The following is a 15,764-nucleotide window of genomic DNA, read 5'->3' as shown; positions in this document are numbered from 1 at the left end:
CGGTGCGCCCGGCGCGGCCCGGGCGGCGCCGGCCCGCCCCGCCGCACCCCCGGCCCCCGCGGGCCACCGGCCCGGGCCCGTGCCCCGCTTCGAGGTCACCTACCTGCTCGACGCCGCCCCCGAGCCCGCGGTCGCGGTGCTGCGCCGCGGCCTCGCCGACCTGGGGGACTCGGTCACCGTGGCCGGCGGCGGCGGGGAGCACGCCGTGCACGTGCACTGCGACGACGTCGGGGCCGCCCTCGAGCTGGGCCTGGGGGCCGGCCGGGTGCACCGCGTCGAGGTGACGCTGCTGGCCGAGGTGGCGCCCCCCGCCGCGCGCCGGGCCGTCCTCGCGCTGGCCGCCGGACCCGCCACGGCCGAGCTGTTCACCACCGAGGGCGCCGGCGTGGCCCGGTGGGACCAGGGCGCGGCGGACGCCGTCACCGCGGCGCTGCTGCGGCTCGGGTCGGCCGGGGTCACCCTGCTGCCCAACGGGGTGGCCTCGCGCGACACGGTGCGCGACCTGGTGCACGCCGCCCGGGCCCGCGGCGCCGTGGTCACCGTCGTGCCCACGGCCTCGCCGCTGCAGGGCCTGGCCGCCCTGGCGGTGCACGACCCCGACCGCGAGCCCGAGGACGACGCCGTCGCCATGGCGGAGGCGGCGGCGGGGATGCGCCGCGGCGCGCTGCGGGTGGCCGCCGAGCGGGCGCTGACGTGGGCGGGGGAGTGCGAGCCCGGCCAGACCCTCGGCCTCGCCGGGGACGAGGTCGTCGTCCTCGGCGACGACGGGCCGGGCGTGCTGGCCGACCTGCTCGACCGGCTCGTCGACGGCGGCACCGAGCTGCTGACCGCGCTGCTCGGGCCGCAGGCGGGCCCGGAGCTGCGGACGGCGCTGGCCGAGCACGTGCGCCACGCCCACCCGGGGGTGGAGCTGGTCAGCTACCCGGGCGACGCCGGTGGGGACCTGCTGCTGCTGGGGGTGGAGTGAGTGGCCGGCCTCGACGACCCGCTACCGCCGATCCTGGGGGCCAGGTCGGCCACCGCCCTGCAGAAGGCGCTCGGCCTGGGCACCGTGGGCCAGCTGCTGCGCCACTACCCGCGCCGCTACGCCGAGCGGGGCCGCATGACGCCGATCGCCGGGCTGGAGGTCGGCGAGCACGTCACGATCATGGCGAGGGTCGAGAAGGTCAGCAGCCGGGCGATGCGGGAGCGCCGCGGCACCATCCAGAACCTGGTCATCACCGACGGGACGACCTCGCTCGGCTGCACGTTCTTCCAGCAGGCGTTCCTGACCACGGTGCTCACGCCGGGCCGGCAGGGACTGTTCTCCGGCGAGGTCAGCCGCTACCGCGGCCAGCTGCAGCTGCTGCACCCGGCGTACCTGGTCGTCCCGGCGCCGGGCGAGGACGACGACACCTCCGCGGAGGACCTCGCCGACTTCGCGCGGCCGCTGGTGCCCGTCTACCCGGCGACGGCGAAGCTGGCGAGCTGGACGATCGCGCGCTGCGTGCGCCAGGTGCTCGACGTGCTCGACCCGCAGGAGGACCCGCTGCCCGCCGCGCTGCGCGCCGAGCTCGGCCTGCGGGAGCTCGAGCCCGCGCTGCGGGCGGTGCACCGTCCGGACACCCTGGCCGACGTGGCCGCGGGCAGCGAGCGGCTGCGCTTCGACGAGGCCATGGCGCTGCAGCTGGTGCTCTCCCAGCGCAGGCACGCCGCCTCGCAGCGCCGGGCCCCGGCGTGCCCGGCCCGGCCGGACGGGGTCGCCGCGGCGTTCGAGGCCCGGCTGCCGTTCCCGCTCACCGACGGCCAGCGCGCGGTGGGTGAGGAGCTCGCCGCCGACCTCGCCCGGGACCGCCCCATGACCCGCCTGCTGCAGGGCGAGGTGGGCTCCGGCAAGACGGTGGTGGCGCTGCGGGCGATGCTCGCCGTCGTCGACGCCGGGCGGCAGGCCGCCCTGCTCGCCCCCACCGAGGTGCTCGCCGCCCAGCACGCCCGCTCCCTGCGCGACCTGCTCGGCGAGCTGGGCCGCGGCGGCGAGCTGGGCGCCGCCGAGCACGCCACCCGCGTCACCCTGCTCACCGGGTCGATGCCCACCGCGGCCAAGCGCGCCGCGCTGCTGGAGATCGTCACCGGGGACGCGGGGGTCGTCGTCGGCACCCACGCCCTCATCCAGGACACGGTGAGCTTCCTCGACCTGGGTCTCGTGGTCGTCGACGAGCAGCACCGCTTCGGCGTCGAGCAGCGGGACGCGCTGCGCGGCCGGGGACGTGACGGCGCCACCCCCCACCTGCTCGTCATGACGGCGACGCCCATCCCGCGCACCGTGGCCATGACCGTGTTCGGTGACCTCGCCGTCTCCACCCTGCGCGAGCTGCCGCGGGGCCGTGCCCCGATCACGAGCTCGGTGGTGCCCGTCGCGGAGCGGCCCACCTGGCTGGACCGCGCCTGGGCGCGGATCCGGGAGGAGGTGGCCGCGGGCCGGCAGGCCTACGTGGTGTGCTCGCGGATCGGCGCCGACGACCCCGAGGAGGAGGCGCTCGACGAGAACCCGACGCGGCCGGTGCTGGAGCTGGCCGAGGGGCTCGTGGCGGGGCCGCTGGCCGGGCTGCGGGTGGGGGTGCTGCACGGCCGCCTGCCGGGGGAGGAGAAGGACGCGGTGATGCGGTCCTTCGCCGCCGGCGAGCTCGACGTCCTCGTCGCCACCACCGTCATCGAGGTCGGCGTCGACGTCCCCAACGCCACCACCATGGTCGTGATGGACGCGGAGCGGTTCGGGGTCAGCCAGCTCCACCAGCTGCGCGGCCGGGTGGGCCGGGGCGGCCACGCCGGGCTGTGCCTGCTGGTCACGTCCTCCCCGGCCGGGGCGCCGTCGCGGGAGCGGCTCGACGCGGTGGCCGCCACCACCGACGGGTTCGCCCTGGCCCAGCTCGACCTCGAGCAGCGCCGCGAGGGCGACGTGCTCGGGGTCGCGCAGTCCGGGGTGCGCTCCACCCTGCGGATGCTCTCCCTGCTGCGCGACGGCGACGTCATCGCCACCGCCCGGGCGCAGGCGGAGCGGGTGGTCGCGGCGGACCCGGCGCTGGCCGCGCACCCGGGCCTGGCGGGCATGGTCGCCTCGGCGCTCGACGGGGACCGGGTCGCCTACCTCGAGAAGGCCTGACCCCACCCACCGAGGTGTCAGGTCTACTTGACATCGCCGGGGCGGAGCCGCACCCTCGGGAGGTGGGCAGGACGTCGGCGGCCGGCCGGGCCAACGGGGTGCGGGCCGCCCGTGCGGCGAGCGGCCTGAGCCAGGCCGAGCTCGCGCAGGCCGCCGGGGTCACCCGCCAGACGCTGGTCGCTCTCGAGGCCGGTGGCTACGCCCCGTCGGTGTACCTGGCGCTCGCCGTGGCCCGCCGGCTGGGCCGCACCGTCGAGGAGCTGTTCGGGGACGCGGCGCAGGTGACGTCCGCGGCGACGGGCGGGACCAGCCGCACGGGGTCCACGACGTGACCGGTGACGGGGACGACGACGGAGGAGAGGGCATGGGCGAGGACGTGGGTGGGACGCGGCGCAGCAGGTCGGTGGCGGCGGCGCAGGCCGTCGGTGACCTGCACAACCCGTTCTACGACGACGAGCGGCAGCGCGACGTCTGGAACGAGGCCTCCGCCGTGGGGTTCCAGGTGGTGCTGTGGCTGCTGCTCGTGCTGGCGACGGTGCTGGTGTGGGTCGGCGGCAGCACCGCGCTGTGGGCGCTGCCCGTGCTTGCCGTGGCCGTGGCCGGCTCGGTCGTCACCATTGCCTACGCCCGCGCCCACCAGGTCGAGCCGACGAGCGGTGTCCGGGTGTCGGGGGCTCGTCTCGTGCCCCTCGTCTTCCTCCTCGCGGCCCTCGTCGTCGGCACGGTGCGGGCGCTTCCCGGGGACGTCCCCGTCGGCTCCGTCGGAGCGGGTGCGGTGGCCGCCACCGTCACCGTCGCCGTCGGGACCCTGCGGCGCGCCCGGTCCGCAGCGCAGGACGACGCGGACGGGTCGTGACCCCCGGGCACCACCGCGGCCGGCGGCGCACACTGGAGCCATGACCACCTCCTCGCGCCTGCGCTGGGCCGTACCGGTCGCGGTCGCGGCCGTCGTGGCCGGCGGCGCCGCCCTCGGCTCCGGCACCGGCAGCGCGGCCCCGTCGGACCTGGCCCCGCGCACCGCCCAGGAGCTGCTGACCGACCTGGCCTCGGCCGCACCCCAGCCGCTCACCGGCACCGTCACCGAGACCAGCGACCTCGGGCTGCCCGCCCTGCCGGCGTCCGCCACGGGCACCCTCGGCCCGCTCACCCTGGCCACCGGGACGAACACCCTGCGGGTGGCCACCGACGGCGCCGACGCCTCCCGGGTGGCGCTGGTCGGGCAGCTCGCGGAGTACGACGTGGTCCGCACCGGCACCGACCTGTGGACGTGGAGCAGCGAGACGAGCACCGCCACCCGCACCACGCTGCCCGCCCGCACGGGGGAGCAGACCCCGCCCGACGGGGTGCCCACGACCCCCGCCGAGGCCGCCGCCCAGGTGCTCTCGCGGATCGACCCCACCACCGAGGTCGGCGTCGACGACGCGGTGGTGGTGGCTGGCCGCGCCGCCCGCCAGCTCGTCCTCGTGCCCCGCGACGCCGGCACCCTCGTCGGCAGCGTGCGCATCGCCGTCGACGCGCAGACCTCGATCCCGCTGCGGGTCCAGGTCACCGCCCGCGGGGCGGCCGCGCCCGCGCTCGACGTCGGCTTCACCGACCTCACCCTCGGCGCGCCCGACCCGGCGCTGCTCACCTTCACCCCGCCGCCCGGTGCGACCGTGACCGAGCGGACCGTGCCCACGGCCGGCGCCGGCCGCCGCGGGGCGGCGGCGCCGGCCGCACCGACCACGATCGGCAGCGGCTGGACCGCCGTCACCGTGCTCACCGGGGGCGACCCGAAGGCCGCGGACGGCGCGCCGGGCCCGTCGCCGCTGCTCGACCAGCTCACCACCCGGGTGCCCCAGGGCCGGCTGCTCAGCACCGCCCTGGTCTCGGTGCTGCTCACCGACGACGGCCGCGTCCTCGTCGGCGCGGTGCCGCCCGCCGCGCTCCAGGCCGCCGCCTGAGCGCCACCCCCGCGACGGTCGAGGTGGCCACGTCGACCGCCACCGCGGCGGTCCGCACCCGGAGGCTGACCAAGCAGTTCCGCTCCGGCCAGGTCGCGGTGGACTCGGTGGACCTCGAGGTGCCCCCCGGCGCGGTGTACGGGTTCCTCGGGCCCAACGGGTCGGGCAAGACCACCACTATCCGGATGCTGCTCGGCCTCGTCACCCCCACCTCCGGGGAGGTCGAGCTGCTCGGGGAGCCCGTCCCGGCGCGGTCCGCCGCGGTGCTGCCCCGGGTGGGCGCGCTCGTGGAGGGCCCGGCCTTCCACCCCTACCTCTCGGGGCGGGCCAACCTGCGCCGGCTCGACGCGGCGGACGCCACCGCCGACCCCCGCACCACCGGGCCGCGGATCGACGCCGCGCTGGACCGCGTCGGGCTGACCGCTGCCGCGGGCAAGCGGTTCCGGCAGTACTCGCTGGGCATGAAGCAGCGCCTCGGCCTCGCCGCCGCCCTCCTCGTGCCCCGCACCCTGCTGGTGCTCGACGAACCGACCAACGGCCTCGACCCGCAAGGCACCCGCGAGGTCCGCGGCCTGGTCCGCGAGCTCGCCGCCGACGGGACCACCGTCCTGCTCAGCTCCCACCTGCTCGCCGAGATCGAGCAGGTGTGCACCCACGTCGGGGTGATGAGCCGCGGGCGGCTGCTGCGGCAGGGGTCGCTCACCGAGCTCGTCGGCGCGGGCACCGCGACCCTGCGGCTGGCGACCGACCCGTACTCGGCCCGGGCCGCCGCCCAGGTGCTGACCCGGCTCGGTCTCACCGACGTCGCCACCGAGGACGCGGACGTCGTCGCCGCGCTGGGCGAGCGCGACCCCGCCGAGGTCACCGCCGCCCTCGTCGGGGCCGCGGTGCCCGTCCGCGGGCTCGTCGTCACCCGGCCGACGCTGGAGGACACCTTCGTCGAGCTCACCGGGGAGGGCTTCGATGTCGCCCGCTGACCCCGGCCCGGCGCCCGGGCCGACGCTCCCGCGCCGCCGCGGCGCGACCTGGCGGTTCTGGCGCAGCGAGCTGCGCCTCGTGCTCGGCCGGCGGCGCAACCAGGTGCTCCTGGTCGCGCTCGCCCTCGTGCCCGTCCTCATCGGGGTGGCGGTGCGGCTCTCCCAGCGCGACAGCGGCTCCGGGCGCGGCCCCGCCTTCCTCGACCAGGTGTCGGGCAACGGGCTGTTCCTCGTCCTCACCGCGCTGACGGTGTCGCTGCCGCTGTTCCTGCCGCTGACCGTGGGCATCGTCAGCGGCGACGCCGTGGCGGGCGAGGCGTCGACGGGGACGTTGCGCTACCTGCTGGCCACGCCCGTGGGCCGGGGCCGGCTGCTGGCCGCGAAGGCGTTCGGCTCGGTCGTGTTCGCCGCGGCGGCGGTGCTCGCCGTGGCCGTCGTCGGGCTGGTGACCGGCGCGGTGCTGTTCGGGCTGGGGCCCGTCACCCTGCTCTCCGGGGACACCGTGAGCCTGGCCCAGGGGCTGCTGCGGGCGCTGGGGGTCGCGGCCTACGTGGTGGCGTCGCTGACCGGGCTGGTGGCCGTCGGGCTGCTGGTCTCCACCCTCACCGAGGTGCCGGTCGCCGCCATGGCCACCACGGTCGTCGTCGCGGTGACCAGCGGCGTGCTCGACGCGCTGCCGCAGCTCGCCGCCGTGCACCCCTACCTGCTGACCCACCACTGGCTGGACTTCGGCGAGCTGCTGCGCCGCCCGGTGGACCTGGGCCTGCTCGGCACGGGCCTGCTGGTGCAGGTGGGCTGGGTCGCGGTGGCCGGGTCCCTGGCCTGGGCGCGGTTCACCACCGCCGACGTCACCGCCTGAGCCGTCTACTGCTGCTGCGGGGTGACGGTGGCGTTCGTCGCCTCGCCGGTGAGCACCAAGTCGGACCCGTCGACGCGCACCCCGGTCAGCGTGATGCCGAACGGCTGCGGCCCCACGGTGACGGTCCGCGACAGCTGCCCGAGCAGCACGGGCTGGGCGATGGCGGGCAGCCGGGTCTGGTCGGTGCCGGGGCGGCCGAGCGCGGCGTCGGTGGCCCGGACGACGAGGTTGCCCTCGGACACCGAGAGGTCCACCGTCACGGCCACGGTCTGGCTGACCAGCCCGGCGACGGAGACCGAGCCGACCAGGACGGCCGAGCCGGGGCCGTCCGGGCCGGGCTGCACCTCCAGGTCGGTCACGTCGAGCTGGGTCTGCAGCGTGGCGGGCGGGATGCGGACCACGCTGTCCAGGGTCCCGACGGTGAAGGTGCCGATGCTGCCGGAGAGCACCTGGGAGGCGGGCAGCGCGACGTCGCGGAGGTCGGCGGAGACGGTGACGGGCCCGAGGTCGGGGGCGTCGACGCCCGCGGCGGCCACCTCGACGTGGCTGTAGCGACCCGCGGCGAGCTGGGTGAGGAACGGGAAGCCGTCGATCGAGACGCTGGGGTCGACGGCCAGGCCCTGCTCCTCGCGCAGCGCCGTGGCCACCTGCCGCTCCGCGTAGTACTTGGCGCCGATGTCGGCCCCGACGAGCACGACGACGAGCAGGACGAGGAACACCAGGAATGCCTTCACCCGGACCATCCTGCCCGGACCCGCTCCCGGGGTGCCGGATCGGCGTGGGGCTGAGACGATCTGGCCGACCAACCGTGGGAGGGGACGAGGACGTGCGGATCGTGGTGGCCGGGGGGACCGGCGCGGTGGGGGCACCGTTGGTGTCGCAGCTGGAGGCGGCGGGGCACGAGGCGGTGATCATCGCCCGGACGCACGGGCTCGACGTCCTGGGCAAGGCGGACCTGCCCGCCCTGCTGACCGGCGCGGACGCGGTGGTCGACGTGACGAACCGTCGTGACCCGCGCAAGGGCGCGTCGGAGGCGTTCTTCGGCGGGGTGACGCGTGCCCTGCTCGCGGCGGGTGAGCAGACGGGGGTGCGCCACCACGTGGCGCTGTCCGTCGTCGGCGTCGACGGGCTCGGCCTGGGCTACTACGCGGGCAAGCGCCGCCAGGAGCAGCTGCTGCGGGAGTCGTCCGCCGGGTGGACGGTGCTGCGGGCCACCCAGCTGCACGAGTTCGCGACACAGGTGGCCCGCCAGGGCGCGGTGGGCCCGGTGTCGTTCGTGCCGAAGGTGCGGTGCGCCCCGGTGGCGGCCGAGGAGGTCGCGGCCGCGCTGCTCGAGCTGGCCACCGGCGAGCCGCGGCGGGAGGTCCTCGAGATGGCCGGGCCCCGCGAGGAGCAGCTCGGCGACATGGCGCGCCGCGCGGTGCGCCGGCGCGGCTCGGGCCGCCGGGTCGTCGTGCTGCCCGTCCCGGGTGGGCCGGGCCGCGGGCTGTCCGACGGCACGCTGCTCCCCGGCGACCCGTGGCGGACGGGCAGCACCACGTTCGAGGAGTGGCTCGCGGCCTGACCCGCCGCGGGGCGGGCCGTGGCACCGTGTCGAGGACGACGGGTCGGCTCCGCTCACCGGGTGAGGGGCGCGACGACCGCGGCCCACGACACCAGGAGGCGACCGTGCCGAAGTACCTGATCCTCAAGCACTACCGCGGTGGGCCCGAGCCGCACCACCCCTTCCCCCCGATGGACCAGTGGGCCCCGGAGGACGTCGAGGCGCACATCGCGTTCCAGCGCCACGTCAACGAGTTGCTGCAGGCCAACGGCGAGTGGGTCGACGCCCAGGGGCTGGCGCCCACCCGGACCTGGGTGCGCTGGGGCGGCCCGGACGCCGCGCCGGTCACCACCGAGGGACCCCACCCCGAGACCAGCGACCTCATCGCCGGGTACTTCATGGTCGACGTGGAGTCCCACGAGCGGGCGCTCGAGATCGCCGCGTACGCGTCCTCGGAGCCCGGGCCGGGCGGGGAGCCGTTGTACGAGTGGCTCGACGTGCGCGAGGTCATGTCCGGTCCGCCGGACCTCGACTGAGCGCGGGCGGCCCGGCGGTGGACGGGACCCGGGAGGACGGGAGCGGGCTGCGTGAGCTCGTCCCCCGGGTTCTGGCGGGCCTGCTGCGCCGGGGCGAGGACTTCCACGACGCCGAGGACGCGGTGGCCGAGGCGGTGCTCGAGGCGCTGCGGGTGTGGCCGGAGCACCCGCCGCGCGACCCCCGGGCCTGGCTGACCACCGTCGCCACCCGTCGGCTGGTCGACGCCCGCCGCAGCGAGCACGCCCGCCGCCGCCGGGAGGACACGACCCTCGCCGCGCCGGCGCCGGGGCCCACCGAGACCGGCGACGACACGCTGCTGCTGCTGTTCCGCTGCGCCCACCCCGACCTCCCACCGGCCTCGCAGGTGGCGCTCGCCCTGCGGGCGGTGGGCGGGCTGACGACCCGGGAGGTCGCGGACGCCTTCGGGGTCCCGGAGGCGACGATGGCCCAGCGCATCAGCCGCGCCAAGCGGGCGCTGCGCGGCCGCGCGCTCGACGAGCCCGGTGACCTGGCGGTGGTGCTGCGGGTGCTCTACCTCGTCTACACCACGGGGCACACCGGGCGGGTCGACCTGACCGCGGAGGCGCTGCGGCTCGCCCGGCAGCTCACCCTGGCCACCGACGAGCCCGAGGCGTGGGGGCTGCTGGCGCTGCTGCTGCTGCACCACGCCCGGCTGCCGGCGCGCCGCGACGAGCAGGGCCGCATCGTCACCCTGGACCGGCAGGACCGCGCGCGCTGGGACACCCGCGAGATCGCCCAGGGGGTGCGCGTGCTGCAGGCGGCCCTGGCCCGGGGCCGCCCCGGTCGCTACCAGCTCGAGGCGGCGGTCGCGGCGCTGCACGACGACGCGGCCACCGCCGCGGAGACGGACTGGGTGCAGGTCCTCGCGTTCTACGACGACCTGGTCGCGCTGAGCGACGACCCCGTGCGCCAGGACCCGGCCACCCTGCTCAGCCGGGCCGTGGCGGTCGGGCACGTGCACGGCGGCGCGGCGGGGCTCGCCGAGACCGACCGGCTGGCCGGGGTGCTGGGGGAGCGGCACCGCTGGCACGCGGCGCGGGGCTACCTCCACGAGCTGGCGGGGGACCTGGCCGCGGCCGGGTCCGCCTACGCGGAGGCCGCGCGCCGGGCCACCGCCGTCGACGAGCGCGACCACCTGGTGCGCCAGGCGGCCCGGGTGCGGGCGGGGTGAGGAGCGGCTCAGCGGTGCGGGGCCAGCCGGCGCTGCAGGTCCTCGGGCAGCGCGGCGAACCACGCCTCCTCCTCGCCGGGCTCGGGCAGGGCCCGGCCGTGCTCGGCGATGGCGGCGCCCGGGACGTCGCACAGGTAGACCCACACCTCCTCGGGCGGCAACGACAGGATCGCCCCCACCTCGGTCGTGATGCGCTCGAGCATCGCGCGCTTCTGGGTGTCGGTGCGCCCGGCGCGGATGTCGGCCCGGATCCACAGGTGCTCGGTGGTGGCCGGCTGCCCGGCGAGGAAGAGCGCCCCGGCGGCGAGCTCGGTGAAGACGACCTGGACGAAGTACCGCGGGGCGACCGCGACCTCGTGGTGGATCTCGGTCAGCGCGGTGGCGACGGCGGCGCGCTGCTCCGGCGCGACCACCCCGGGCTCCGACCAGCAGGTGTAGGTGGGCACGGGGTCTCCTCGGGGGGCGGCGTCGGTGGATCATCATCGCACCCCGGGCGCCCGGTCGGGCTCGAGGCGCGGTCCGGACCGGGCGCTACGTGCGGGGCAGCCACTGCGGTCGGGAGGACCCGCGCGGCACCAGCACCGGGTCGTAGCGGCCCGGGGTGCCCGACATCCGCACCTGCTCGGTGACGCCCTGGTAGCGGCCCAGCGGGGTGTCCGCGGTGAACGTCTCCGGATCCAGGTAGGCGTGCTCACCACCGCTGCCGGCGACCTCGTGGGCGTAGCCGCGGTCGAAGATCCCCAGCCCCAGCACCCACAGCGCGGCCCGGGTCAGCGAGACGTGCACCCGCCAGCTGCCACCCTCGGTCTGCCTGCGCCGCAGCGCCTCCACGATCCCGGCGGTGAGCAGCCAGCTGACGATGTAGTCGTTGACCACGAGGATCGGGGGCAGCCGCGGGGGACCGTCGCCGCCCTCCAGGCCCATCATCCCGACCAGGCTGCCCGCCGACTGGTCGAAGCCGACCCGGTCGGCCCACGGCCCCCGCAGGCCGTTGAGCGACGCGGTGGCGTGCACGAGCCCGGGCCGCACCGCGACGGCCTCCTCCCAGCCCAAGCCGATCCGCTCCAGCGCCCCGGGACGTCGGTTGGCGTGGAACACGTCCGCGCCGGCGAGCAGGCCGTGCAGCGCCGCGCGACCGTCGGGGGAGTGCGGGTCGAGCGTGGTGGAGCGGACGCCGACGTTGGCGGTGGCGTAGGTGGAGTCGTGCTCCAGCTCGTCCGGGCGCCACACGTTGAGCACGTCAGCGCCGTGCAGGGCCAGCGCCCGTCCGGCCCCGGCGCCGGCGATGACGTGGCCCATCCCCAGCGCGCGGACCCCGCCGAGCGGATCGACGTGCTGCGGCAGGGGTTCCGGTGGGGCGTCGCCGACGCGGGTGATCTCGACCAGGGGCAGGTCCCGCAGACCCTGTGCGTAGTGGGGCTCGGCCAGCAGCTCGGGGGTGGTGCGCAGCACCGGGCACACCACGCCCGCGGCGACGGCGGCCTCCTCGAGGTCGTGGGCGTCCCACCCGGCGACCGCCCGGGCGACGGCCTCCTTGTCGTCGGGCACCCCGAGCAGGCGCTGCGCGGCCACGGACATGGCCGGGTAGGGGTTGAGCGGCATCACCCAGCGGTCGTCGCGGGTGCGCTGGAAGCGGAACCCGAACCCGCTGCCCGCGGTGGCGGGGGCGCCGGGCGGGAAGCCGTTGAGCAGCTCCCAGCGGCGGTCGTAGAAGGGGCACAGCCGGTGCGGGGTCACCCGCAGGTCGACGGCCAGGTCCTGGCCGTCCCCGCCGCGGGAGCGGTGCAGCGCGGCGACCGCGACGGACTTGGCCAGCAGCGCCACCCCGGCCGCCCCGCCGAGGCGCAGCGTGCTGGGCACCACCGGGTCCGCGCCGGTGATGTCCACCCGACCCCCGGCGTCGTCGGCGGTCAGGCCGATCCCGGCGAGCACCTCGGCCAGCGCGGCGTGCGGGTCGAAGGCATCGTCGGTGGCCGGCTGGGCGAGGACGTCGGTCAGCCGCTGCGCCAACGGGTCCGGGGCGGTCATCTCGGTACCTCCGTCGTCGGGATCGGGGTGATGAGGGGGACGGTGGCGAGCAGCTCGTCGGGGACGTCGACCCAGCGCGATCGCAGGTGCTCGCCCACGGCCTTGCCCACCTGGTCGACCCGGGTGCCCGACGAGCCCCCGGTGCCCAGCAGCCCGCGCAGCACCAGGTGCACCGCGCGCAGCCGCGGCAGCTCGTGACGGACGACCTCGAGGTGCGCGGCCTCGGGCAGCAGCGCGCGGACCCGGTCGACGGTCACGGTGCGGCGCAACCACTCCCAGGCCCGGTCGTCGGCCACCCAGAGCCCCACACCGCTGTTGCCGCCCTTGTCCCCGCTGCGGGCGTGGACCAGCACCCCGAGCGGCGCGCGGGTGGTGGGCCCGGGCACGGTCCCGGTGGGCTCGGGGTGCACGGGCTGCCGGGAGTCCAGGGTGGACGGTGGTGGGTCGACGGTCAGGCGGCGGCCGTCGTCGAGCACCACCACGTGCGCGGGCACCTCGACCGGGAGCAGGGCCGGCCAGTAGTCCACCCGCACCCGGGCCCGCGACGCCCGGTCGGCCAGGGTGTCGACGTAGAACCCGGGGATGCTGCCCAGGAACAGGCTCCCCACCGCGGCGAGGAACGGCTCCCCGAGCGCCTCGGCGTCGGTGCTGGTGGCGACGACCCGCACCGGGACCGTGGCCGCGTCCTGGGTGGCCGGGTCGAGGGCGGGGGTGCCGAGCGGGGTCAGCTCGACCGTCACGTCCGGCCCGAGCAGCGCGCCTACCTGGGCCCGCAGCAGGTCCACCTTGGCCGCCACGTCGAGCCCGGTGACGAAGACGGTCGTGGTGCGGGCGAACCCGATCGGGGCGAACACCGCGACCTTCGTCGTCGGCGAGGGGGGCGAGCCCACCACGCCCGTCACGGCGACGCGGTCCGGACCGGCCTGGGTCAGCGTCACGTCGTCGAGGTGGGTGGTGACGTCCGGGTTGAGGTAGCGCGGGCCCTGGATCTCGTAGAGCAGCTGGGCGGTCACGGTGTCGACGGTGACCGTGCCCCCGTCGCGGGCGTGCTTGGTGACGACGCTGCTGCCGTCCGCGGCCACCTCGGCGACGGGGAAGCCGGGCGCGAGCATCCCGGGCACGCCCGCGAACCCGGAGAAGTTGCCCCCCGTGGCGTGCGGGCCGCACTCCACGAGGTGCCCGGCGACGACGGCCCCGGCGAGGGCGTCCCAGTCGTCCGGGGCCCACCCGTGCCACCAGACGGCGGGCCCGACGACGAGCGAGGCGTCGGTCACCCGGCCGCACACGACGACGTCCGCGCCCGCGGCCAGCGCGGCGGCGATGCCGAAGCCGCCGAGGTAGGCGTTCGCGGCGACGGGGGTGTGGTCCCAGTCCTTCAGCGGTGCCCCGGTGTCGAGGTTCTCCATGCCGTGGCCCTGGGCGTGCAGCTCGGGCAGCCGGGCCAGCAGGTCGTCGCCCTCGACGTGGGCGACCCGCAGCGGGGCCCCGGCCTGCTCGGCGAGCTCGCGAACGGCGACGGCCATGCCCGCGGGGTCCAGACCACCCGCGTTGACCACCACCTTCGTGCCCCGCTGGGCCAGGACCCCCAGGTGCGGGCGCAGCTGGGCCAGGAACGTCGGGACGTAGCCGGCGCCGCCGGCGGCCCGGGTGCGCCCGACCAGGGCGGCCAGCGTGACCTCGGCCAGGTAGTCGCCGACCAGCACGTCGACCGGGTCGCCGGCGACGGCCTCGGCCAGGGCGGTGGCCCGGTCCCCGAGGTAGCCGGAGAAGCCCGCGACGCGCAGCGGGCGGCGGGGTGTGCTCATGACCTGGATCACACCACGTCGCCCGTGGGGTCGAGGGAGGACCTGGCCCCCCGCTGGTCGCGTCGAGCGCCGGTGTGTCGCGGGTGCCGGGTCCACCCACGCCGCGGCACACCGGCGCCCGGCCCGGCGACGGCCGGGGCGGGGTGTATGCCTGGAGCACACCAATCGTGAGGAGCACACGTGGACCCGGTCGTGACGGTGGCGCAGGGACGGCTGCGGGGCAGCGAGCAGGACGGGGTGGCCTCGTTCAAGGGCGTGCCCTTCGCCGCGCCCCCGTTCGGGGAGCACCGGTTCGCCGCGCCCGCCCCGCCCGCGCCCTGGGAGGGGGAGCGCGACGCCACCGCCTACGGCCCGACCGCGCCGAAGCCGCCCTACCCGCGGCCCGTCGACGCGCTGCTGGTCGAGCCGGAGATCCCCGGGGAGGACTGCCTGACCCTCAACGTGTGGACGCCGGACCCGACGGCGTCGCTGCCCGTCCTCGTGTGGGTCCACGGCGGCGCCTTCGTCAACGGCAGCGGCGCGGTGTCGGTCTACGACGGCACGGCGTTCGCCCGGGACGGCGTGGTGTGCGTGACGATCAACTACCGCCTCGGCGTCGACGGGTTCGCCCTGCTCGACGGGGCGCCCGCCAACCGCGGCCTGCTCGACCAGGTGGCGGCCCTGGAGTGGGTGCGCGACAACGTGGCCGCGTTCGGGGGTGACCCGGCCGCGGTGACCGTCGCGGGGGAGTCCGCGGGCGCGATGAGCGTGACGACCCTGCTCACGATGCCGCGGGCCCGGGGGCTGTTCCACCGGGCGATCGCCCAGTCCGGGGCCGGCCAGCACGTCATCAGCGCGGACACCGCCCGCAGGGTCAGCGCCGCGCTGGCCGAGGACCTCGGCGTGGCCGCGTCGGCGTCCGCGCTCGCCCAGGTGCCCGTGGCCGACCTCGTCGCCGCCCAGGCACGGCTCTCCGCCCGCATCGCCACCCAGCCCGACCCCACCGTGTGGGGTGAGATCGCCACCAACCTCATGGCGTGGGAGCCGGCCGTCGACGGCGACGTGGTGCCCGGGGTGCCGCTGGAGCGCATCGGCGACGGGGTCGGGGCGGACGTGGCCGTGCTGACGGGCACGAACACCGACGAGCACGCGCTGTTCCTGGTCCCCAGCGGCATCGCGCCGGTGGTGGGCGAGGAGCTGCTGCCCGTCGCGCTCGGGCTGCTGGGCGCCGACCCCACCGCGGTGGTGGCGACCTACCGGGAGGCGGTGCCCGCCGCGACCCCCGGGGAGCTGCTCACCGCCGCACTGACCGACTGGTTCTTCCGGGTGCCCGCGGTGCGGGTCGCCGAGGTGCGTGCCGGTGCGGCGGCGAGCACCCACGTCTACGAGTTCGCGTGGCGCTCGCCGCAGTTCGACGGCGCCCTGGGCGCGTGCCACGCCCTGGAGGTGCCGTTCGCGTTCGACACCCTCGCCGACCCGGGCAACGCCCCGCTCGCCGGGCAGGACCCGCCGCAGGCCGTGGCCGACGCGGTGCACGGCGCGTGGGTGGCCTTCGTGCGCGACGGCGACCCCGGCTGGCCGGTCTACGGCGACGACCGCGCGGTGATGCGCTTCGACCTGACCTCCGAGGTGGTGCTCGACCCCCGCGCCGCGGAGCGCCAGGTGTGGGACGGGGTCCGCTGACCCCGGTTCCCGGGCAGGGAGCAGGCTTCCCGCCCCCGGGACCCCCGCGGCGGGGGCGTGCAGCGGGCTCTCCGCCCCC

At 77.2% G+C, this 15,764-nt stretch carries 15 protein-coding genes; 11 read left to right on the top strand and 4 right to left on the bottom strand.

What is annotated here, in order from left to right:
• From ACYVOF_RS04545 to ACYVOF_RS04515, 7 genes are all read left to right on the top strand, one after another.
• Nucleotides 1-967, top strand: a 967-nt coding sequence (locus ACYVOF_RS04545; RefSeq protein WP_460864341.1) for a DAK2 domain-containing protein, incomplete at its 5' end; no start/stop codon positions are given.
• Nucleotides 968-3,139 carry an ATP-dependent DNA helicase RecG gene (gene recG, locus ACYVOF_RS04540; protein WP_460864340.1) on the top strand — a complete coding sequence of 724 codons (2,172 nt, stop codon included), beginning with the start codon at nt 968-970 and terminating at the stop codon, nt 3,137-3,139. It abuts the gene before it with no gap.
• A gap of 62 nt (nt 3,140-3,201) precedes the next feature.
• Entirely contained in the window at nt 3,202-3,471 is a 270-nt protein-coding gene (locus tag ACYVOF_RS04535) for a helix-turn-helix transcriptional regulator (protein ID WP_460864339.1), read from the top strand.
• A 32-nt stretch (nt 3,472-3,503) separates the two neighbouring features.
• The gene (locus ACYVOF_RS04530) at nt 3,504-3,995 is read left to right on the top strand and encodes a hypothetical protein (RefSeq protein WP_460864338.1); all 492 of its coding nucleotides are present in this window, start codon (nt 3,504-3,506) and stop codon (nt 3,993-3,995) included.
• 40 nt (nt 3,996-4,035) lie between these two features.
• Entirely contained in the window at nt 4,036-5,082 is a 1,047-nt protein-coding gene (locus tag ACYVOF_RS04525) for a LolA family protein (RefSeq protein ID WP_460864337.1), read from the top strand.
• A gap of 23 nt (nt 5,083-5,105) precedes the next feature.
• Complete coding sequence (locus ACYVOF_RS04520) at nt 5,106-6,059, top strand: ABC transporter ATP-binding protein (protein WP_460864336.1); 954 nt, start codon at nt 5,106-5,108, stop codon at nt 6,057-6,059.
• Nucleotides 6,046-6,918 carry an ABC transporter permease gene (locus tag ACYVOF_RS04515; protein ID WP_460864335.1) on the top strand — a complete coding sequence of 291 codons (873 nt, stop codon included), beginning with the start codon at nt 6,046-6,048 and terminating at the stop codon, nt 6,916-6,918. Before ACYVOF_RS04520 ends, ACYVOF_RS04515 begins: the two co-directional genes overlap by 14 nt.
• A gap of 5 nt (nt 6,919-6,923) precedes the next feature.
• On the opposite strand, the gene ACYVOF_RS04510 is transcribed toward ACYVOF_RS04515, so the two are convergent.
• Entirely contained in the window at nt 6,924-7,652 is a 729-nt protein-coding gene (locus ACYVOF_RS04510; RefSeq protein WP_460864334.1) for an LmeA family phospholipid-binding protein, read from the bottom strand.
• Nucleotides 7,653-7,726: 74 nt separating this feature from the next.
• Here ACYVOF_RS04510 and ACYVOF_RS04505 point away from each other — a divergent pair, with 74 nt between their 5' ends.
• The 3 genes from ACYVOF_RS04505 (at nt 7,727) to ACYVOF_RS04495 (ending at nt 10,190) form a co-directional block, all read left to right on the top strand.
• Nucleotides 7,727-8,482: an SDR family oxidoreductase gene (locus tag ACYVOF_RS04505; RefSeq protein WP_460864333.1), complete on the top strand. Its 756-nt coding sequence runs from the start codon at nt 7,727-7,729 to the stop codon at nt 8,480-8,482.
• 104 nt (nt 8,483-8,586) lie between these two features.
• Entirely contained in the window at nt 8,587-8,997 is a 411-nt protein-coding gene (locus ACYVOF_RS04500; protein WP_460864332.1) for a YciI family protein, read from the top strand.
• A 17-nt stretch (nt 8,998-9,014) separates the two neighbouring features.
• The gene (locus tag ACYVOF_RS04495) at nt 9,015-10,190 is read left to right on the top strand and encodes an RNA polymerase sigma factor (protein WP_460864331.1); all 1,176 of its coding nucleotides are present in this window, start codon (nt 9,015-9,017) and stop codon (nt 10,188-10,190) included.
• Between the two features lie 8 nt (nt 10,191-10,198).
• On the opposite strand, the gene ACYVOF_RS04490 is transcribed toward ACYVOF_RS04495, so the two are convergent.
• The 3 genes from ACYVOF_RS04490 to ACYVOF_RS04480 all read right to left on the bottom strand — a co-directional run bounded on the left by ACYVOF_RS04490 (nt 10,199) and on the right by ACYVOF_RS04480 (nt 14,023).
• Entirely contained in the window at nt 10,199-10,636 is a 438-nt protein-coding gene (locus ACYVOF_RS04490) for a tautomerase family protein (protein WP_460864330.1), read from the bottom strand.
• 85 nt (nt 10,637-10,721) lie between these two features.
• Nucleotides 10,722-12,218 (bottom strand): CoA transferase, encoded by a 1,497-nt coding sequence (locus ACYVOF_RS04485; RefSeq protein ID WP_460864329.1) that lies wholly within the window; start codon nt 12,216-12,218, stop codon nt 10,722-10,724.
• On the bottom strand, nt 12,215-14,023 hold the full coding sequence (locus ACYVOF_RS04480; protein WP_460864328.1) for an acyclic terpene utilization AtuA family protein: 1,809 nt from the start codon (nt 14,021-14,023) through the stop codon (nt 12,215-12,217). The genes ACYVOF_RS04485 and ACYVOF_RS04480 overlap by 4 nt, the downstream gene beginning before the upstream one ends.
• A gap of 180 nt (nt 14,024-14,203) precedes the next feature.
• On the opposite strand from ACYVOF_RS04480, the gene ACYVOF_RS04475 reads away from it, so the two are divergent.
• Nucleotides 14,204-15,685, top strand: a complete 1,482-nt coding sequence (locus tag ACYVOF_RS04475; protein WP_460864327.1) for a carboxylesterase/lipase family protein — start codon at nt 14,204-14,206, stop codon at nt 15,683-15,685.
• Nucleotides 15,686-15,764 lie beyond the last annotated feature (79 nt).

It is taken from the genome of Rhodococcus aerolatus, from assembly GCF_054783215.1.
The sequence above is the reverse complement of the archived record's forward strand: the minus strand, read 5'-3'. Positions and strand labels throughout refer to the sequence as shown.